At 57.3% G+C, this 19291-nt stretch carries 18 protein-coding genes, 1 tRNA gene and 1 pseudogene; 8 read left to right on the top strand and 12 right to left on the bottom strand.

What is annotated here, in order from left to right; all coding sequences use genetic code 11:
• Window positions 1–229 precede the first annotated feature (229 nt).
• Both KUF73_RS00410 and KUF73_RS00405 read left to right on the top strand, forming a co-directional pair.
• Entirely contained in the window at window positions 230–1768 is a 1539-nt protein-coding gene (locus KUF73_RS00410; protein ID WP_218436084.1) for an NCS1 family nucleobase:cation symporter-1, read from the top strand.
• A 57-nt stretch (window positions 1769–1825) separates the two neighbouring features.
• A complete protein-coding gene (locus KUF73_RS00405) occupies window positions 1826–2554 on the top strand; it encodes an aspartate/glutamate racemase family protein (protein WP_218436083.1) in 729 nt (242 codons plus the stop codon).
• A 118-nt stretch (window positions 2555–2672) separates the two neighbouring features.
• Here the strand turns inward: KUF73_RS00405 and KUF73_RS00400 are convergent, their stop codons facing one another.
• Window positions 2673–3596 (bottom strand): LysR family transcriptional regulator, encoded by a 924-nt coding sequence (locus KUF73_RS00400; RefSeq protein WP_218436082.1) that lies wholly within the window; start codon window positions 3594–3596, stop codon window positions 2673–2675.
• 125 nt (window positions 3597–3721) lie between these two features.
• On the opposite strand from KUF73_RS00400, the gene KUF73_RS00395 reads away from it, so the two are divergent.
• Window positions 3722–4468 (top strand): 3-oxoacyl-ACP reductase family protein, encoded by a 747-nt coding sequence (locus KUF73_RS00395; protein ID WP_218436081.1) that lies wholly within the window; start codon window positions 3722–3724, stop codon window positions 4466–4468.
• A 129-nt stretch (window positions 4469–4597) separates the two neighbouring features.
• On the opposite strand, the gene KUF73_RS00390 is transcribed toward KUF73_RS00395, so the two are convergent.
• Window positions 4598–5293, bottom strand: coding sequence for an HAD-IA family hydrolase (locus KUF73_RS00390; RefSeq protein ID WP_218436080.1), 696 nt, complete (start codon window positions 5291–5293; stop codon window positions 4598–4600).
• Window positions 5294–5539: 246 nt separating this feature from the next.
• Between KUF73_RS00390 and KUF73_RS00385 the strand changes: the two genes are divergently transcribed.
• A complete protein-coding gene (locus KUF73_RS00385) occupies window positions 5540–10336 on the top strand; it encodes an RHS repeat-associated core domain-containing protein (protein WP_218436079.1) in 4797 nt (1598 codons plus the stop codon).
• On the top strand, window positions 10317–10700 hold the full coding sequence (locus KUF73_RS00380) for a hypothetical protein (RefSeq protein ID WP_218436078.1): 384 nt from the start codon (window positions 10317–10319) through the stop codon (window positions 10698–10700). Before KUF73_RS00385 ends, KUF73_RS00380 begins: the two co-directional genes overlap by 20 nt.
• A gap of 545 nt (window positions 10701–11245) precedes the next feature.
• Here KUF73_RS00380 and KUF73_RS31255 read toward each other — a convergent pair.
• The 9 genes and pseudogenes from KUF73_RS31255 to KUF73_RS00340 form a co-directional block, all read right to left on the bottom strand.
• Window positions 11246–11446, bottom strand: coding sequence for a hypothetical protein (locus KUF73_RS31255; RefSeq protein ID WP_256345249.1), 201 nt, complete (start codon window positions 11444–11446; stop codon window positions 11246–11248).
• Window positions 11447–11550: 104 nt separating this feature from the next.
• Window positions 11551–11733 (bottom strand): hypothetical protein, encoded by a 183-nt coding sequence (locus KUF73_RS00375; RefSeq protein WP_218436077.1) that lies wholly within the window; start codon window positions 11731–11733, stop codon window positions 11551–11553.
• Between the two features lie 49 nt (window positions 11734–11782).
• Window positions 11783–12233, bottom strand: a pseudogene (locus KUF73_RS00370) (glycine zipper domain-containing protein).
• 112 nt (window positions 12234–12345) lie between these two features.
• Window positions 12346–12714, bottom strand: a complete 369-nt coding sequence (locus tag KUF73_RS00365) for a bacteriocin (RefSeq protein ID WP_218436076.1) — start codon at window positions 12712–12714, stop codon at window positions 12346–12348.
• Window positions 12715–13027: 313 nt separating this feature from the next.
• Window positions 13028–13216 (bottom strand): hypothetical protein, encoded by a 189-nt coding sequence (locus KUF73_RS00360; protein ID WP_218436075.1) that lies wholly within the window; start codon window positions 13214–13216, stop codon window positions 13028–13030.
• 216 nt (window positions 13217–13432) lie between these two features.
• Entirely contained in the window at window positions 13433–14707 is a 1275-nt protein-coding gene (locus KUF73_RS00355) for a serine hydrolase domain-containing protein (protein ID WP_371135399.1), read from the bottom strand.
• 188 nt (window positions 14708–14895) lie between these two features.
• Window positions 14896–15084, bottom strand: coding sequence for a hypothetical protein (locus KUF73_RS00350; RefSeq protein WP_218436073.1), 189 nt, complete (start codon window positions 15082–15084; stop codon window positions 14896–14898).
• Between the two features lie 251 nt (window positions 15085–15335).
• Window positions 15336–15425: transfer RNA gene (locus tag KUF73_RS00345), tRNA-Ser, on the bottom strand.
• A gap of 85 nt (window positions 15426–15510) precedes the next feature.
• Window positions 15511–15669, bottom strand: coding sequence for a hypothetical protein (locus tag KUF73_RS00340; RefSeq protein ID WP_218436072.1), 159 nt, complete (start codon window positions 15667–15669; stop codon window positions 15511–15513).
• A 64-nt stretch (window positions 15670–15733) separates the two neighbouring features.
• Between KUF73_RS00340 and KUF73_RS00335 the strand changes: the two genes are divergently transcribed.
• The 3 genes from KUF73_RS00335 (at window position 15734) to KUF73_RS00325 (ending at window position 18478) form a co-directional block, all read left to right on the top strand.
• The gene (locus tag KUF73_RS00335; protein WP_218436071.1) at window positions 15734–16423 is read left to right on the top strand and encodes a crotonase/enoyl-CoA hydratase family protein; all 690 of its coding nucleotides are present in this window, start codon (window positions 15734–15736) and stop codon (window positions 16421–16423) included.
• 214 nt (window positions 16424–16637) lie between these two features.
• Window positions 16638–17360, top strand: a complete 723-nt coding sequence (locus KUF73_RS00330; protein ID WP_218436070.1) for a 1-acyl-sn-glycerol-3-phosphate acyltransferase — start codon at window positions 16638–16640, stop codon at window positions 17358–17360.
• 146 nt (window positions 17361–17506) lie between these two features.
• Window positions 17507–18478: a magnesium and cobalt transport protein CorA gene (locus KUF73_RS00325; protein WP_218436069.1), complete on the top strand. Its 972-nt coding sequence runs from the start codon at window positions 17507–17509 to the stop codon at window positions 18476–18478.
• 85 nt (window positions 18479–18563) lie between these two features.
• On the opposite strand, the gene KUF73_RS00320 is transcribed toward KUF73_RS00325, so the two are convergent.
• A complete protein-coding gene (locus KUF73_RS00320; RefSeq protein WP_218436068.1) occupies window positions 18564–19289 on the bottom strand; it encodes an amidotransferase in 726 nt (241 codons plus the stop codon).
• Window positions 19290–19291 lie beyond the last annotated feature (2 nt).

The raw sequence follows: 19291 nt of genomic DNA, 5'->3' as shown, positions 1-19291 counted from the left end.
AAATTTTATAGATTCGTAGCTGGCACAGATCTGGCTTTAGTGCATACATGTTTTGTATACAATCAATACAAAACATACACACACTTTAGATCCGCAAGCCTGAAGCGCCCTATCCCGTACAGGCTGCAGATGCCCCGTAACCAATGATATTCGCCACCCGCGACGAAGATTTGTCGAGCCAACGCTCATGCACAGTCATCGCGGCGTCGAGCATCAGGAGCCTGCCGGAATGCGTACTAGTCTCTCCAATAACAATATCGCGCTGGATCTACCCTCCTCCCACGCCACTCAACCCGCTTACGATCAAGCCCAAAGCCCAGTTGTGCTCAGCCCACGCCTGCACAACAAAGACCTGGCACCGACCAAGGCCGAAGGTCGGCGTTGGGGTCGCTACAGTATTTTCGCCCTGTGGACCAACGACGTTCACAACATCGCCAACTACTCATTCGCTATCGGCCTGTATGCCCTGGGCCTCGGCGGCTGGCAGATCTTGCTGTCCCTGGGGATCGGCGCGGCGCTGGTGTATTGCTTCATGAACCTCTCCGGCTACATGGGTCAGAAGACCGGTGTGCCATTTCCGGTGATCAGCCGCATCAGTTTCGGTATTCATGGTGCGCAAATTCCTGCACTGATCCGTGCGGTTATCGCCATCGCCTGGTTCGGGATTCAGACGTACCTGGCTTCGGTGGTTTTTCGCGTGTTGCTGACGGCTGTTCACCCGGGATTCGCCGACTACGACCACAACGCGATCCTCGGTCTGTCGACCTTGGGCTGGGTGTGTTTCGTGGCAATCTGGTTCGTGCAACTGGCGATTCTCGCCTATGGCATGGAAATGGTGCGGCGCTACGAAGCGTTTGCCGGTCCCGTGATTTTGCTCACCGTCGCCGCCCTCGCTGCATGGATGTACACCCAGGCCAATGCGACCATCGCCTGGTCGATCCGCGAACCACTGAGCGGTGGTGAGATGTGGCGCAACATCTTTGCCGGCGGCGCGCTGTGGCTGGCGATCTATGGCACGTTGATCCTGAATTTCTGCGACTTCGCCCGCTCTTCTCCATGCCGCAAGACCATCAAGGTCGGAAATTTCTGGGGCCTGCCGGTAAATATTCTGGTGTTCGCCGCCATCACCGTCCTGCTGTGCGGCGCGCAATTTCAGATCAATGGCCGAATCATCGAAAGCCCGACCGAGATCATCGCCTCGATCCCCAACACCTTCTTTCTGGTCCTCGGTTGCCTGGCGTTCCTGATCGTCACCGTGGCGGTCAACATCATGGCCAACTTCGTCGCCCCGGCCTTCGTGCTGAGTAACCTGGCGCCGAAATACCTGACCTTCCGCCGTGCCGGGCTGATCAGCGCGACCATTGCGGTGCTGATCCTGCCGTGGAACCTCTACAACAGCCCGCTGGTGATCGTGTATTTCCTGTCCGGCCTCGGGGCCCTGCTCGGCCCGTTGTACGGCGTGATCATGGTTGACTACTGGCTTGTACGAAAAGGCCAGGTCAACGTGCCGCAGTTGTACAGCGAAGACCCGAACGGCGCTTATTACTACAGCCGTGGGGTCAATTTACGCGCCGTGGCGGCATTCATTCCTGCAGCTTTGATCGCCATCGTCCTGGCGCTGATGCCGGGCTTCCACAGCGTCTCGCCGTTTTCCTGGCTGATAGGCGCCGGCATTGCCGGAATGCTCTACCTGATCATCGCCAAACGCCAACCTCACTATGCGGACGTCAGCGGTGAAGCCATCGCTGTCGATAACGTCAGCCACTAATTAGAAGGCGGCCCGGTATGCTGGGCCGCAGAACCATCCCCGCTATAAGGACTTTTCATGCGAATTCTTGTGGTCAACGTCAACACCACCGAATCCATCACCCAGGCCATCGCTCGCTCGGCGCAGGCCGTGGCTTCCCCCGGCACGGAAATCATCGGTCTGACCCCGCATTTTGGGGCCGATTCCATCGAAGGCAATTTCGAAAGCTACCTGGCCGCCATCGCAGTGATGGACCGGGTGATGTCCTACGACCAGCCCTTCGATGCAGTGATCCAGGCCGGTTATGGCGAGCACGGTCGCGAGGGCCTGCAGGAATTGCTCAACGTGCCGGTGGTGGACATCACCGATGCGGCGGCCAGCACCGCGATGTTCCTCGGCCACGCCTATTCCGTGGTCACCACCCTCGACCGCACCGTGCCGCTGATCGAGGATCGTCTCAAACTGTCCGGACTGTGGGATCGCTGCGCATCGGTGCGGGCCAGTGGTTTGGCGGTGCTGGAACTGGAACACGAACCGCAACGCGCTCTTGAGGCCATCGTGCATCAGGCGGAACTGGCGGTGACGCAGGACAAGGCCGAGGTGATCTGCCTGGGTTGCGGCGGAATGGCCGGGCTGGATGAGCAAATTCGCCGACGCACCGGCGTACCGGTAGTGGATGGCGTGACGGCGGCGGTGACCATTGCCGAATCGCTGGTGCGGTTGGGGTTGTCGACGTCGAAGGTGCGGACTTATGCGACGCCGCGGCCGAAGCAGATTATTGGCTGGCCTGGGCGCTTTGGCAGGTAGACCGCGTTATCGTTCTTCGCGGGTAAGCCTCGCTCCTACAGGGGATGTGTGAGCGGCACGAATCCTCTGTAGGAGCGCGGCTTGCCCGCGAAGGCCGCAATTGGGTTTCAAGCCAAACTCAAAAAGCACTAAACCTTTGCCCCAGCCCCCGCTCCGCAAACTGCTCAATGATGAAATCGACAAACGCCCGGGTCTTGCCCGGCAGCAGTTTGTGCTCGGCGTAATAGATAGAAATATTGCCGTCGTCGACATACCAATCCGGCAATACCCGCTGCAACGTCCCGGCCTCCAGGTAACCCGAGGCGAACGGCATGCTCACCAGTGCAACGCCCAAACCCTGGGTAGCGGTAGCGCAAGCCGCTTCCGAATCGCTCATGGTCATTCGCGTTTTGAGGGTCAACGGGCTGTGTTGCTGATGGCGGCTGGTCAACTGCCAGGAACGCACCCGACCGGTCTGCGGCGAGCGAATAAGGATACCGTCGTGAAGCTTCAGATCGTCCGGCTCGACAATTGCCTCACGCGCAGCCAGGTAATCAGCAGAGGCCACCAACACGCGATGTGCCGGGGTCAGTTTGCGTGCAACCACGCCTTGGGGCAGTTCGAATCCACCACCAATCGCAGCATCGAACCCCTGGCCAATCAGGTCGACCTGCCGGTTATCAAAATGCCAGTCCGGATTGATCGCCGGAAAGCGCCGCAAAAACTCCCCGAGCATGGGCACAATGTACAAACGCCCGAACACCGTGCCCATGCTGACCTTCAACGTCCCCGCCGGACGTCCCTCGGCGCTGGCCAGATTGGCCACTGCATTCTGGATCGTATGCAAACTGGCACTCACCTCGCTTAGAAACAGCTGACCAGCTTCCGTGAGCGTCAGGCTGCGGGTACTGCGCTGAAACAGACGCACACCTAACCGTGCTTCAAGTTTGGCGACGCTTTTACCCACTGCCGCCGGGGTCAGGCTCAGGCGTCGCGCGGCTTCGGCAAAGCTGCCGACCTCCGCACTGCGCACAAAGCATTCGATACTGCTGAAGGTTTCCATAGGCGCCACTATAAACTTCTGGTTTACACAGACTATCGCAATTACCGTCTACACAGCCTGTAATCCTGAATCGATACTAGGCTCCATCAACCGGGACATCTCGCCTCGGGACTTTGGAGATCGATATGACTACTCAGAACCTCAGCGGCAAAGTGGCTTTGATTCAAGGCGGTTCCCGCGGCATCGGCGCCGCCATCGTCAAACGCCTGGCCGCTGAAGGCGCGGCAGTCGCCTTTACCTATGTCAGCTCCACGGCCAAGGCCGAAGAATTGCAAAACAGCATCATCAGTAACGGCGGCAAAGCCCTCGCCATCAAGGCTGACAGCGCCGACGCCGAAGCCATTCGGGGTGCCGTGACCGCTACCGTGGAAGCCTTTGGTCGGCTGGATATCCTGGTTAACAACGCTGGAGTGCTGGCCGTCGCACCACTGGAGGATTTCAAACTCGAGGATTTCGACCAGACCCTGGCCATCAACGTGCGTAGCGTGTTCGTCGCCACTCAGGCCGCAGCCAAACACATGACCGAAGGTGGTCGCATCATCAACATCGGCAGCACCAACGCCGACCGCATGCCCTTCGCCGGCGGCGGCCCGTACGCCATGAGTAAATCAGCGCTGGTCGGCCTGACCAAGGGCCTGGCCCGCGACCTGGGGCCAAAAGGTATCACCGTCAACAATGTGCAACCCGGCCCGGTCGACACCGACATGAACCCCGCCGACGGTGACTTTGCCGACAGCCTGATTCCGTTGATGGCCGTTGGGCGTTATGGCAAAGCCGACGAGATCGCCAGTTTCGTCGCCTACCTCGTCGGCCCCGAGGCCGGCTACATCACCGGTGCAAGCCTGACCATCGACGGTGGTTTCGGCGCCTGATGCGTTAAACGCGTTTTGGTAGGAGCTGCCGAAGGCTGCGATCTTTTGATCTTGCTTACACAAGCAAAGTCAAAAGACCGCAGCCTTCGGCAGCTCCTACAGGGGCGTTGTCACTCACACATTTTCATCTCACGCCCATTCCAGCGCCGGTAAACCACAGTCACTCGGCTTGAACGCCTTTAACGTACGAAGAATGCCATCGGCGTGTGCGTATTTTTCGTCGGCCATCGCTGCATCCGGAATCGCAATCGCCGTCATCCCCGCCGCTTTCGCCGCCGTAACACCAAATGGCGAGTCCTCGAACACCAGGCAATCTTCAGGCGCAACACCCAGGCGTCGCGCAGCTGTCAGGAAGATATCCGGCGCCGGTTTGGCCGCGCCGACTTCCGGGTCATCGGCTGTGACGATGATGTCGAACAGCGCGAACCAATCACGATGCAACGTGGTTTTCTGGCCGAATGACTGACTCGATGAACTGGTGCCCACCGCGATGGGAATGTTGTTGGCTTTCAGGTGCCGGACCAGTTCCTGTGCGCCAGGCATCGCTTGCGCTGTAGGAAAACGCTCGCGCATCAACGGCTCGCGGATCACCAGAAACTCTTCGGCACTGATTGGCAAATCCAGCGCATCGACCACGTAGCGCGCCAGATCACCCGCGCCGCGCCCGATGATGTTCTGCTTGATGGTCCAATCGAAAGTCCGTCCATAGCGCCGGGCGATCTGGGACGTGACTTCGGTGTAGATGCCCTCGGTGTCCAGCAGCAAACCGTCCATGTCGAAAATCACGGCCTTGATCGGGCCGAACGCCTTCAGCGGTGCACTCATCGCATTGATCCGTTTTTGACCACATCGCAGGCGGCTCATGTACGGCCGACTCGTGGTTGATTAAATGTTTCAGCAGCATAGCGAGCGCAGATGACATAGAGCAACGGCGAGAACCCGACCCGAGCCGAGGTGACGGCGAAGAATTAACGATTTGCCCTACACCAAACACCACCTTTCCCGACTTCTTTCTTCCTTGATTCGCCGCAGAGTTTCGCGCCCTCTCTTCATCCAGGCGAAAGACCGCGAATGTTCGATCCTGACAAGCTGCTGGCCCTGAACAACAACATCGGTTTACTGGTGGTCGCTGCGATGAATTCGGCGCAACCGGACGTCGAAATGCTGCTCACCGAGTTCCGGCTCTGTCTCAACGATTACGAGTTGTGGGCGGAAAGCTTCTGGACCGGCAGGGCGCTGGATGTCGAACAAGTATTCACGGTCGGCAACGAAGTTCGTCTTACCGCGCCGAAGAAGTCCACCGCCGTCAGCTCCACCGTCACCGCGTGCCCCGCCAGCGGCCCGCTGACACTGGTGCATATGTTCGAAGCCGCGCGCTTCGTACCCATTGGCAATACACCGGTGATGCTCGAACCATTGCGGTCCGAAGGCGCGGACGGACCGACATTCGGCGAACCTGTTCACCACACCATCGGCCCGAGCGGCATTCTGGAAATCCCCGATTGCTGGCGCGGCAATCGTTACCGCATCACCTTTTTTCCCAATGTCACCACGGGTCACGTCAAAGCGCTTTATGACTCCTATCAGAGCGTCCTCGGCGAGTTGGAGGGATGGTTGCGCAAAGAGTGGGCAACCGAGTTTCAACCGCTGTGGGCGGGGTTTTCCGAGGCTGAGTTCATTGAACGCTACGGCATGCTGCAACGGGCAGACTGGCGTGGCTTCGAGAATTCGCTGTTCGGTTTGTGGGATGAGGTAAAGCAGGTATACGAGCTGATCGCGGACCTCCAGGGCAACAGCGCGAAGCTTCTTGAGTACCTGACGCAAAGTGAACTTGAAACGCTGCTGAACGCTTCAGCCGAGGCCATCGCCAATCTGTTGCTGGTGTTGAGTGACGAACCGTTGATGTTCATACATCTGGCCGCTTTCGCCACTTGGCTGAGAATGTTGCCGCCGCAACACATCGCAGAAGTCGTGGCGGAGATCAGAACGGAGCTGCTGATAGGTTTCCTGCTGGCGTGTTTGACCGGCCCTGCAGGTTTAAAGCTCGGCATCAGCGTCAAAGTGCTCAGCAAGATCAAGTCCGAGCGCGCACGCCGCTGGCTGGCTGCTGCGTTTTTGCGATTGGCCGAACTCACGTCCCGCTCTGACCTGACTGCGCATGCCGGCGCGCTCAAACCGTTGATGGTGAATGCCCGAAGCGCATCAACGAGGCCCGCGCCCGCTGTTCCGTTGCTGATCGGCGCGGCGGGGGCGACGGAAGTGGTGGGCAACCCGGTCGCCATTGTTCGTAACAAGTCAGCTTCCAGTACGCGCTTGAGCCGACAGGAACACCACGACGACGCTGCAAAACAGGCAAAAAACCCCAACGGCGACAGCGCCGATACCTCAGACCGCACCGCCACCCACGGCTGCCCGGTGTCGATGGTCACCGGCGAAGAACTGCTGACCCTCACCGACGGCGTGCTCGACGGCTTGCTGCCCTTCGAGTTCACCCGCCTCTATCGCACCAGCGCCGTGGAACTCGACGGCGGCCTGGGGTTTGGCTGGAGCCATTCGCTGGCCCATCGCCTGGAGATCGACGSCGACCAAGTGATCTGGATCGATCACGAAAACCGTCGCACGCCGTTTCCACTGCCGAGCCGGGCGCGCCCGGTGATCCATAACAGCCTGTCGCGGGCGGCGATCTACCTCGGTGACGCGCCGGAAGAATTGATCGTGGCGTTGGCCGGTGAGGCGGCGCGTTTCTATCACTTTGTGGCCGGACGTCTGACGGCGATCAGCGACGCCTATGGCAACCGTCTGACCGTGCAACGCGATTTGTCCGGGCGCATCCAGCGCCTCGACAAYGGTGCCGGGCGTTGCTTGTTGCTGCGTTACGACCGCCAGCACCTGATCGCCGTCGACTACCAACGTTTTYACGCTGCCGASAATTTMGCWCCGGCCTGGCRCACCGAGCAGACGCTGGTGAGCTACCGCTACGACGCGCGTGGCCGGCTGATCGAAGCGATCAACGCCGCCGAGGAAMGCGAACGCTACGACTACGACGAGCAGCAGGTSATTTTGCAGCGGCAACTGGCCGGGGGTGCGAGTTTCTATTGGGCGTGGGAACAGTCCGGCAAGGCGGCGCGCTGTATTCGTCACTGGGCCTCGTTTGCGCAGATGGACACGCGCTACACCTGGGGCGACGACGGCAATGTGCTGCTCAAACACGCTGACGGCAGTGAAGAAACCTACGTCCACGAYGAACAGGCGCGGCTGGTGCGGCGGGTCGAGGCYGACGGTGGGGAACGGCTCAAGGCGTATGACGATAAGGGCCGSYTSATYGCCGAGCAGGACCCGCTCGGCGCGGTGACCGAATACCGYTACGACGAAGTCGGACGGCTGGTGGCGCTGATTCCRCCCGAGGACGAGCCGACGTCCTACGAGTACCGCAACGGTTTCCTGCATGCGCGGTATCGCGGTCAGGCCAAGTGGACCTAYCARCGCAATGCCCAGGGCGATGTGACCTGGCTGATCGACCCGGACGGCCAAAGCACCTATCACGAGTACGACGATAAAGGCCGACTGCTGGCGATCCGTTAYCCGGACCACAGCCGGCATGTGTGGGTGTGGAACGGCCTYGGGCAACTGCTSGAAGAAACCYTGCCCGACGGYGSGCGCCGGCAGTATGCCTACGATGCCTTGGGGCGGCGGACTACSTTKCAGGACGAACACGGYGCRCTCACGSGTTAYCASTGGGACGCCGTTGGCCGACTGCTGCAAACAACRTTTCCTACAGGGGCGAGTCGCACCTTCAGCTACAACGCCTACGGACGCATCACCGCCGAACGCGATGAACTGGAGCGCGTCACGCGCTACGAGTACGCCGATGATTTGCACCGGGTCAGCCGGCGAATCAACCCCGACGGCAGCGAGCTGAAATACCGCTACGACCACGCGCAGCTGTTGCTCACAGAGATCGAGAACGAGGCCGGCGAACATTATCGGCTGGACTACACGCCCGGTGGCTTGATCCGACAGGAAACCGGCTTCGATGGCCGACGCACGGCGTATGCCTACGACCTGAACAATCAGTTGCTGGAGAAAACCGAGTTTGGCGATGACGGCTCGCAGTTGGTCACGGCTTATCAGCGTGACAGTGCCGGGCGTCTACTGGTCAARACCYTGCCCGACGGGGTCAAGGTCGACTACCGCTACGACAGTCTGGGCCGMCTGGTCAGCGTCGCCGACGGCCAGGAGCATCCGCTGGAGTTCGAGTACGACGCCCACGACCGGCTGATCACCGAGCATCAGGGCTGGGGCACGCTGCGTTATGGCTACGACGCTTGCGGCCAGCTCAAGCACCTGCGCCTGCCGGACAACAGCAAACTCGATTACCACCGTGCCCAGGGCGGAGTACTGACGGCGATCGACCTCAACGGTGCGCGGCTGACGACTCATACCTTTGTCGGTGGCCGAGAGCAAAACCGTCAACAAGGTCAACTGCTGAGCGAATACGCCTACGACGATCAAGGCCGTTTACAGGCCCATGCCGTCCGCCAACAGCAGCGTCCGCTGTACCGCCGCGATTATGCCTACAGCGCCAACGGCAATCTCCTGCAGATATCCGACAGCCGCCACGGTCAACGCCGCTACCAATACGACCCGCTCGACCACCTGACCCACGTGCGCCACGCCCGTGACCAACCCCCGGAACACTTCAGCCACGACCCCGCCGGCAACCTGCTGATCCACGACCGCCCCGGCCCGTGGCACCTCAAGGGCAACCGCCTGCGGCGCCACGGCGATCGTCATTACGACTACGACGCCTACGGCAACCTGATCCGCGAACGCCGCGGCCACGCCATCACCGACTACCGCTACGACAGCCAGCACCGCCTGATCGGCATTGCCCTACCCGACGGTCGCCAAGCGTCCTACCGCTACGACGCCTTCGGCCGACGCATCGGTAAAACCGTCGACGGAAAGACCACCACCTTTTTTTGGCAAGGCGACCAACTCGTCGCCGAAAGCAGTCCGAGCCACTACCGCAGCTATGTCTACGACCCCGGCAGCTTCCGCCCGCTGGCCCTGCTCGATGGCCAAGGCCCCAAAAAGGCCTGCCCGTTCTACTACCAACTCGACCACCTCGGCACCCCGCAGGAACTGACGGATTACGGCGGCGAAATCGTGTGGTCGGCCAGGTACACCGCCTACGGCAAAGTCCGCCAACTGAGCCACGACGGCGGTGAAACCCTCGAACAACCGCTGCGCTTTCAGGGCCAATACTTCGACGCCGAAAGCGGCCTGCACTACAACCGGCATCGCTATTACCACCCGGACACCGGGCGCTATTTGACGCCGGATCCGGTGAAGCTGGCGGGTGGGTTGAATGCCTATCGGTATGTGCCGAACCCGACGGGGTGGGTGGATCCGTTGGGGTTGAATGATTGCCCTGGTGGGGGTGGGTGTAAGAAGCCGGTGATAGGGGAGAAGGATCCGGCGGGGAAGGCGACGGTTGATGAAGGAGATCCTAAGATCCCGCATGTCTCACGTGATGTGCCTCAAAGGGGACACGAAGAAGAGGTCACTGCAAACAAACCAGTCAAAGCGCAGGATGCCACCAATAAATGGGAAGAATTTTTGGGGGAAGGACCCTATACAAATAGCCACCCACGAACAAAAGATCCCGATCCTGACAGATTGGTTTCTGTGGATGGAAAGAGGAGTATCCGTTATGGAGCTCATGAGATGGGCAGCAGCCCAACCAAACATCACTATCATGAAGAAAAATGGATACTCCAGCTACAGGACAACGTAATGAACGTTGAAAACACAGTTATTCGCGTCCCACTACCGAAGAATAAAAATGTTAATAACAATAAATAATATTGTAACTACTGATCCAGAAATTAAGGTGGCTTTCTCCACCGACTGCGGTGCAGCAATAGCAGTCTGGAACGCTAATCCTCCGAAGACGGGTGAAAACTATAATATTGAATTTGATATAAATGAAGAATTTTACTGGGGGAAAAATGCCTGCCTGTCACTCGAAAACATAGCTTCACTGGCAGTAAGCGGAGACCGTATCAGTTTAACTGGAACCTTAATTACCATTGATAAAAATGGTGCCGCAGTAATCGAAATCTGTGGATCAATAGTACTTATAGAATTATACAACTACACAGAAGAACTGCCTGCTATTATAAATTTAACATTTGAAAAATTAACGCTATTTCCAACTAATATTTAATAAATCATGAAAACCACAGAATAACACTTACTTACCTCCATACATCTGCACATATAAGCCCAAAAAGGCTCTGGGCTTAAATCCCTCATCTGATCCGTGTTATCCGCAACTGCCCCCTCCCGCTCTACCCGTTCCACCACCTGCACTTCCTGTACTACCACCACTTCCACCCGAACTCCCAGCCTCTCCAGCGCTACTCCCATAGAACTCCCACCGCTCTTCGACTCACTTCCCGCCCCCGTGCTATTACTACTCCCACTAGAATCCCCAATACTGCCCGGCGGTAGCGCATTCTACGGCCCCGAACCTGCGTTCATCTCCGTAGACGGCGGCATCCCGCCTTTATCCACTGGCGCACCGCTGCCCGCAAATGCCACCAGTTAACTGACAGATAACTGACAGACAACAACTCAACCACCGACAAGGCCATCAATTTTGACCTGAGCATGGGGCACCGACTTCAAAGTCGCTTTCTTAACTTTGGCAGCAGCTACTTTTCAAGGTTGCCGCTCAAACGACGAGCGGCAATACAAGCCGGACACCCATCAACTCGGTTCGCCAGAACCATCCTCCCCGGCAATGTCGGGGTCTCGCGGGTACGCCTCAACGTCAGTGTCTTCGCTGGGAACCTGCTCCACTCCCCTCTCATCATCGGGCGGACGTTGATCGCGCCCAAGAGAATCTGTTGGCGAAGGTAGTGGATATTCCGGAGTGTCATCGTCGGAGTTTTTCGGATCAGCGTTCATTTAGCACCTCTCAGCGGGCCTGAAATGCAGGCCCAGAGATTTCGAGGCATGGGCAATGCACACGTTCGATCACGAAGACAGTCGGTCGATTAAAACAATCAGGCTTAGCCGTCATCTTCGTCCTCATCCTCAAACTCAATATTTCCCACATCGCCCGCATCATCCGAATCATTGAGCGGCACCGTCGCATCGTCCATCAAAGAACCCGGATCCTCATTGCCAGGATCATTAATAAACGGCAGTCCGCTCGGGCCTTTTTCTTCCTTGCCTTCGGTTTCCGGAGTCATGGCAATACCTCGATTTGTTCAGGAGTTTATGGAGTTGCGCCATATCGAATCAATGATGCTTGTTTCTGTGTTTATTCTTGTGTTTATGACCACCACCGGAATGCGAGCTGCCATTGTCGCTTCCCAGATTGTTGCCGACCGCACCGCCCGCGGCGCCCCCCCAAGCCGGCGCCGATAGTTGAACCGGTAGATCCGCCAAGACTGTTGCCGACGACCGAGCCGCCAGCCGATCCTAATCCGCCACCAACCGCCGCTTCGGTGCGACTGTTCTTGGGGGCGGCGACTGCGCTACCTGCCGCGCCACCCACACCGGCACCAATCGCTGCGCCCGTGCTGCCACCCATTTTCCCACCCACTACGTTGCCCAGTGCACCACCAAGACCGCCGCCCACCGCCGCCGTACCATCACCGGCCGCCATCACCACCGGTGCGAGCAACAGTCCAAGAACCAACAAAGGCAACGTCAAACGTAGAGCCCGTGAGTCTTTTTTCGAAGTCATGGCCGGCCTCGTATTCTTCAGGAATATATAAATTCGAGGGGCCACAGAGAAAAACGTTCATAAACGAAAAAGCCCGGCATCGAGCCGGGCTTTTCGAAGGGATTGATCTGGATCAGTGACGCTTGTGACCTTTGGCCAGGTTGCTGCCTACGCCGCCGCCCAATGCGCCGCCCAAGCCTGCGCCGATGGTGGAACCGGTCTTGCCGCCGAGGCTGTTGCCGATCACCGAACCACCGGCCGCACCAACTCCGCCACCAATGGCTGCGCTTGTACGGTGGCCTTTTTTGGCGGCAACGGCACTGCCCGCTGCGCCCGCTACACCAGCACCAATCGCAGCCCCGGTGCTGCCGCCCATGCTTTGGCCCACAACGTTACCCAGTGCGCCGCCCAAACCACCACCCACTGCGGCAGTGCCGTCGCCAGCCATTGCACCTTGAGTAACCAGAAGACCCAAAACCAGTGCAGGTAGAGTGAAACGCATGACAAAAACCTCAAAAAAGGGATGAAAATCAAAAGGGTCGAGATTGAATGCTTTAGTGGCGACAAAGTCCAGACATGCGCGCGCTCAACCTCGTTGTTGGCGACGGTTGGACAGCGATTATGGAAAAGGTTTTATGGCGGACAAAAAAAAGCCCGCTGGGGAACGGGCAGGTTGTTGCTTTCTAACGGATGAGTTGAGCCTACGTAGGGTCTTGTGAAAACTTTGTGAAGTCAGCCCAGGCTAAATATACGGACACCTTTTTCTCCGGGCGTAAAAAACCCCGTTCGATGACGGGGTCTGCTTACGGGTCCATTCACTTCCTGACGGGTGCCGCTATCCTGGGTAAAAATTTTGCTTTCAGCACTCGACGTGCCTTGGATTTGATCTTGCCGACTTCGGTCTGGTCCTCCCCGAAGCTGGCAACATATGCCGTCTGGCCACACTGCACACAATTGTTGATCGGAAACTCCGCCCCGTCATCCTCGATATACGGATCAGTCATCTCTTCACCCCTCTCAAATGCGGAATCGATACCGGCAAGCCCTTTGCCTTAAAAATACCGATCACCAAGCTTTTTTGAGACTAGCCGGTCATTACTGGACTTGTAATTCAGTTTTCCCAATGCCCGACGAATGGCCCGAGCCAAAACTCATGACCGTCGTACCGACGACAGGCATCGCGACACTTTCAGTGGTCGTTGTCGTGATCGTTGAATTCTCTAATTGTTCAGATGCTGAGCCAGCGCTTCGAACGCCGGCAAGGTCACCGGATCGTTGGCCGAATTGCTGGCAACCGGGTGCGATGCATAACGAACGATCACCATCTCGGCTTTCGGGTCTACGTAGATACGCTGCCCATGGACTCCGCGCGCCATGAATGCTCCGCCCTCTTTGTTCGTCACCCACCACATCGATCGGTAGCTCCAGCCTTTGAGCAATTCATATCCCGCTTGGGCAAACACCTGCTTGTCGCCGCCGTGCCGGATGTCATCAACCACCGCTTTGGGCACAATTTGCTGACCGTTGAACTTTCCGTCGTTACGCAGCATCTCGCCGAAACGCGCCAGGTCCCTTAAGCCAGTGTTCAAACCACCACCGGCAAAGGGTGTACCGATCGAATCCACGGTGAAATAAGCATCTTGCTCAGCCCCCAACCGGTTCCAGATTCGCTCCGACAATAATTGCGCGACGTTGCGCCCGGTGGCGCGTGAAATGACCCAACCCAATACATCGGTGTTGACCGTTTTGTAAGCGAACGCTTTGCCGTGCTCACCCAGCGGTTGCACCGTCTGCAAAAAATCGTAGTAGCTGCGTGGCCCGCTGTAGTCCTTGGGTTTGGGCAAAGGGCTGCCAGCTTTTGCGTGGGCCCAGACCTCGGCGTTTGGGTCCGCGTAGTCTTCGCTGTACTTAAGTCCGGTCGTCATATCGAGCACCTGTCGCACCGTCGCGCTGCCGAATGCGGAATCTGCCAACTCGGGTACGTAATCGGCAACCCGCTTGCTCGCGTCAATTTTCCCCTCTGCCACCAGCATCGCGCCCAATGTGCCAATCACAGATTTAGTGACCGACATTGCGGCGTGCTGGCCATCAGGTTTCAGTACACCGAAGTAACGTTCGTAAACGATCTTGCCGCGATGCATCACCACAATCCCGTCCGTATAAGTCGCGGCGAGAGATTGCTCCCAGGTCATGGGGGTTTTCGCGCCGATCGGGACGAAACTGATGGCATCGATGTCTTTGCGCGGCGCGGACTCCAACGGCACAGGTGCACCCAGGCCCCGTGACACGTTAATCGTTGGCATGAGTTGTCGGAAGTTCGAGACGCTCCAGCGCATTGCCGGGAACTTGAAATAGCTCCCGTCTTCGAATCGCACGGTACGGTCAGCAGGGGGTGGCGACCCGATCATCCAGCCCATTTTCTCAGGGTCGCTGGCTGCTGCGTCGGGAACGGTTGCGGGGGTGGATGCGCTGGCGAACGATGATATGACGCACATCAATACAGCAGCGATGGGCTGGGCTGCATTGCGCGGGAGAGCAAGAAGATGGGGCATGGTGTCGATTCCATTCGAGGGGATTGGGCAGTCTAACAGGCAACTGGAAGTGGCCATGGCAACGGATAGAACCTCATTTCAACGTCGGTTCTTGCTGGCCCCACATCTGCCCCGAGCAGAGATTCATTGGACTACAGCCAACCGAAACCTTTTGCCCCGATGGCAGCCAACGCCAATGTTGCGGTGATCAATGCGCTGAACATAATACGAAATTCATATCTGGTTTCATTGCGGTGCTCGCGACCATCCATACGAAAACCATCAAGCTCGCGACGGATATATTCGACATGTGTCTCAAGTTTAACGACTCGTGGTTCCATTCCGTTGACTCCTGGCGCATCCGGTGCGGCGTGCATGGATTCAAGCGTAACCCCCGATCCGCTTCGGACGTGTCCCCTTTCAAAGTAAGAAATTTCGACCCCAACCTTATTTGCCCTGAGATTCTTCGAAAAGAAAGGGTCCTGTGGAGCCCTTGCGCCCCAGCACAACACCGCGGGTCCAAAAATCAGGTGCCAGAATGCACAAAACCCCTGGTTTCTTTCGAAACCAGGGGTTTTGTTTACATCGAATTTGGCGGTGAAGGAGAGATTCGAACTCTCGATACAATTTCTTGTATACACACTTTCCAGGCGTGCTCCTTAAGCCACTCGGACACTTCACCGTATCTCTTCAAACATGTTCTGTCTGTCGAGGCGCGCTAATGTAGTCGAAAGCTTTTCTGATGGCAAACATTTTTTTGAGAATTTTCAGGTGGTTAACTCGGTTGAGCGTTTCAAGTCATTCAGGGTAATGGCAAAACGGCCATTCTCCGGCTTCTCGCCCGCTTCTATATAGAAGGCAATCCACGGCGGGTGTGGCGGACGAGGCCCGGTGAGCGGCCAAAGGGTGACTGGCGAGTCAGTCACGGCGCTTTACCTGGCTTGTGGCGGTGGGTAACGTCTGCCCTACTTTACTGAAAGGAATAGCGTCATGAGTGAGTTGATTTCCTACCATCTCGAAGACGGTATCGCGACCCTGACCTTGAGCAATGGCAAGGTGAATGCCATCTCCCCGGACGTGATTGTGGCGTTTAATGCTGCGCTGGATCAGGCGGTGGCTGATCGCGCAGTGGTGATCATTACCGGTACGCCCGGGATGCTCTCCGGTGGTTACGATTTGAAGGTAATGACGTCCGGCCCTAAAGAAGCCGTGGCATTGGTGACTGCCGGCTCGACGCTGTCCCGCCGCCTGTTGTCGCATCCGTTTCCGGTGATCGTGGCGTGCCCTGGGCATGCGGTGGCCAAAGGAGCATTCCTGCTGTTGTCCGCGGACTACCGCATCGGCGTCGACGGCCCCTTCAGTATTGGTCTGAACGAAGTGCAGATTGGCATGACCATGCATCACGCTGGTATCGAGATTGCGCGAGATCGCCTGCGCAAGGCGGCGTTCCATCGCTCGGTGATCAACGGGGAGATATTTAATCCACAGAGCGCCGTGGACGCAGGTTTCCTTGATGTGGTGGTGTCGGCCGAAGAATTGCAGGGCGCCGCGCTGGCGGCAGCTCGTCAGTTGAAAAAGATCAACATGACAGCCCACAAGAACACCAAACTGAAAGTACGCAAAGCGCTGCTCGATACTCTGGACAACGCAATCATTCAGGACCAGCAGCATATGGGCTAGGCCCCACGCTGCATTACCGAAAAGCCCGACCGTCGTGTCGGGCTTTTTCGTACGCGCGCTGTTGAAAAGCCTGTAACCGCTCTAGAACGCCGCTGACCTAACAGTCGGAAACATGTGCTTAAACATCGGCCATCTTCTACTTATATAAGGGCAATTGCTGAAAACAGTGCACATCCGTACACTGCGCCACCTTTTGTCCCGGTGGGGCCTGAAAATGCTGTTTGTTTTACGTATGTCATTGATGGGCCTGCACTTTATTCTGGCAGGCGTATTGGGCGTGATGCTCGGTCTTTGCCGCCCGTTCAATCCGGATAACAGCCGGTTGTGCGCACGCCTTTATGCATGGCCCGCGATGAGCATTTTGCGTCTGCGGGTGAAAGCCGACGTCGGGCCGTTGATGGATAAACCAGACAGTTGCGTGATCATTGCCAACCACCAGTCCAACTACGATCTGTTTGTGTTCGGCAACGTCGTGCCTCGTCGTACCGTGTGCATCGGCAAAAAAAGCCTGAAATGGGTGCCACTGTTTGGTCAGTTGTTCTGGCTCGCCGGTAATGTGTTGATTGACCGCGGTAATGCGCAGAAGGCGCGCCAGTCGATGTTGACCACGACCAACACGCTGCAAAACGAAGACACCTCGATCTGGGTCTTCCCGGAGGGCACACGCAATCTGGGTGAAGAGTTGCTGCCATTCAAGAAAGGCGCGTTCCAGATGGCGATTGCTGCCGGGGTGCCGATCGTGCCGGTGTGTGTCAGCAGTTACGTCAAACACATGCGATTGAACCGCTGGCGCAGTGGGAAAATTCTGATCCGTTCTTTGCCGGCCATTCCAACAGCAGGTTTGAGCCTGGATGACATGCCCATGCTGATTGCCCAGTGCCGTGAGCAAATGCGCGAATGCATCGAGTCGATGGATCGGCAACTGCAAGCTGCCTGAAAAAAAACCCGCCTTGTGCGGGTTTTCTTTTGCCGGTGAACTGTGCAGATTTCACTGACTCTCAAGCAACAGACAAGGCTAAGCTGAACACTGCCTGCCACGGCTATTGCCAATAGAAAGCTGCCAATAAGAAGTGAACCAAAATCATGGGTAGAGTTGTTGCTGCTGCGGTTTACAGCGCGGGTAAGAAAGTCACCAATATCACCCTCGACGAAGGCGCTGCCTGGGCAGCGAAGCCGGACCACTTTGTCTGGATCGGTCTCGAAGAGCCTGATGCTCAGGAACTATACAACCTGCAACGCCAGTTCAATCTGCACGAACTGGCCATCGAAGACGCCCTGGAAAAACACAGTCGACCGAAGTTGGAAACGTTCGGTGATGCGCTATTCATCGTCACGTACTCACCCATTATGGAAGACGGCAAACTCAAGTTCATCGAGACTCATATTTTTGCCGGCAACGGTTACATCATTACCGCCCGCAACGGCCACTCAGCGTCCTACGCTTATGTCCGACAGCGTTGTGAGGCGCGCCCGCTGTTGCTTGAGCACGGGGAAGATTTCGTACTCTATGCGATCCTCGATTTCGTGATTGAAAATTACCAGCCGATGGGTGAAGCCATCCATGCCCAAATCGATGAGCTGGAACGCAACGTCCTGTGTGGCTCGCTCAACGAGCGTGACATCCAGAACCTTCATAGCCTGCGCCGTGATGTGTTGCGCCTGCGCCGTTATGCGGCACCGATGGTAGAGATCGGTGAAGAGCTGCAAAAACTGAGTTTCCCGTTCATTGACAAGAATATGCGCCCGTATTTTCGCGATGTGCAAATTCATGTAACACGGCAACTGGAAGACCTGACGACCTTGGCGGACATCGCCAGCCAGACCATTGAAGTCGGGGTGTTGCTGGAGGCGTCACGCCAAAGCGTGGTCCAACGCAAGTTTGCTGCATGGGCAGCTATTCTGGCGTTCCCGACGGCTGTGGCCGGGATTTACGGGATGAACTTTCAGAACATGCCTGAGTTGAGTTGGCATTACGGGTATTTCGGGGTGCTGGGTTTTATTGCAGTGGGGTGTGTGGCTTTGTGGGCGAGTTTCAAGAAGTCGGGTTGGCTCTGAATCCATGGCGAGTGCTTCGCACTCGATCGCGGGCAAGCCACGCTCCCACAGGATTGGGCATACCTGTGGGTGTGGTTGTTTAATGTTAAACAGCTGCCTCAGGCTTGTGCGCCACAAACCGCATCATCCACTCGGCAACCGTGGTGCCGTGATGTTCATTTTCCAGGCTCGCTACGCCTTTCGAGTAAATCTGCTCGCCCAGCGCCTGATGGCGAATATCCAGCAACGCCCGGGAATAGTCATGGATGAATTCCGGATGCCCCTGGAAACACAGGACTTGATCATTGATGTGGTACGCGGCAAACGGGCAGAAATCGCTCGAAGCAATGACCGTGGCGTTTTCCGGCAGTGAAGTGACCTGATCCTGGTGGCTGATCAAAAGAGTCAGCTCTTCCCGCACCGGGTTCATCCACGGTGCCTTCGCGGCGAGTTTGTAGTTATGAGTGCCGACGCCCCAGCCCTGAGTCGCACGTTCGCTTTTGCCGCCCAGCAACAGCGCCAGCAGTTGATGACCGAAACATACGCCCAGCAGCTTGTCGCCACGCTCATAGCGAGTCAGCAAATAAGCCTTGAGGGTTTCAATCCACGGATCGGTGCCAAAGGAATCGGCCTTGCTGCCGGTCACCAAATAAGCGTCGAAAGTCAGTTCATCGCTGGGATATTCGCCCTGCATCACGTTGTAGACAGTGAACTCGGCGGCGATGGGTTGCTGCGAAAACAGACGCTGGAACATCTGCCCGTAACCCTGATATTGATCGACCAGTTCCGGACGCAGGATGTCGGTTTCGAGAATGCAGATGCGTAACGACATAA

The organism is Pseudomonas sp. PD9R (genome assembly GCF_019200975.1).
Classification (GTDB): Bacteria; Pseudomonadota; Gammaproteobacteria; order Pseudomonadales; family Pseudomonadaceae; genus Aquipseudomonas.
This window is presented reverse-complemented; position numbering and strand designations above follow the sequence as displayed.

Coding starts and splice junctions, on each gene's coding strand:
- KUF73_RS00380 (WP_218436078.1), top strand. CDS start 10,317: ATGTTAATAACAATAAATAATATTGTAACTACTGATCCAGAAATTAAG.
- KUF73_RS00395 (WP_218436081.1), top strand. CDS start 3,722: ATGACTACTCAGAACCTCAGCGGCAAAGTGGCTTTGATTCAAGGCGGT.
- KUF73_RS00325 (WP_218436069.1), top strand. CDS start 17,507: ATGGGTAGAGTTGTTGCTGCTGCGGTTTACAGCGCGGGTAAGAAAGTC.
- KUF73_RS00335 (WP_218436071.1), top strand. CDS start 15,734: ATGAGTGAGTTGATTTCCTACCATCTCGAAGACGGTATCGCGACCCTG.
- KUF73_RS00405 (WP_218436083.1), top strand. CDS start 1,826: ATGCGAATTCTTGTGGTCAACGTCAACACCACCGAATCCATCACCCAG.
- KUF73_RS00360 (WP_218436075.1), bottom strand. CDS start 13,216: ATGACTGATCCGTATATCGAGGATGACGGGGCGGAGTTTCCGATCAAC.
- KUF73_RS00400 (WP_218436082.1), bottom strand. CDS start 3,596: ATGGAAACCTTCAGCAGTATCGAATGCTTTGTGCGCAGTGCGGAGGTC.
- KUF73_RS31255 (WP_256345249.1), bottom strand. CDS start 11,446: ATGAACGCTGATCCGAAAAACTCCGACGATGACACTCCGGAATATCCA.
- KUF73_RS00390 (WP_218436080.1), bottom strand. CDS start 5,293: ATGAGTGCACCGCTGAAGGCGTTCGGCCCGATCAAGGCCGTGATTTTC.
- KUF73_RS00355 (WP_371135399.1), bottom strand. CDS start 14,707: ATGTGCGTCATATCATCGTTCGCCAGCGCATCCACCCCCGCAACCGTT.
- KUF73_RS00330 (WP_218436070.1), top strand. CDS start 16,638: ATGCTGTTTGTTTTACGTATGTCATTGATGGGCCTGCACTTTATTCTG.
- KUF73_RS00320 (WP_218436068.1), bottom strand. CDS start 19,289: ATGTCGTTACGCATCTGCATTCTCGAAACCGACATCCTGCGTCCGGAA.
- KUF73_RS00410 (WP_218436084.1), top strand. CDS start 230: ATGCGTACTAGTCTCTCCAATAACAATATCGCGCTGGATCTACCCTCC.
- KUF73_RS00375 (WP_218436077.1), bottom strand. CDS start 11,733: ATGACTCCGGAAACCGAAGGCAAGGAAGAAAAAGGCCCGAGCGGACTG.
- KUF73_RS00350 (WP_218436073.1), bottom strand. CDS start 15,084: ATGGAACCACGAGTCGTTAAACTTGAGACACATGTCGAATATATCCGT.
- KUF73_RS00365 (WP_218436076.1), bottom strand. CDS start 12,714: ATGCGTTTCACTCTACCTGCACTGGTTTTGGGTCTTCTGGTTACTCAA.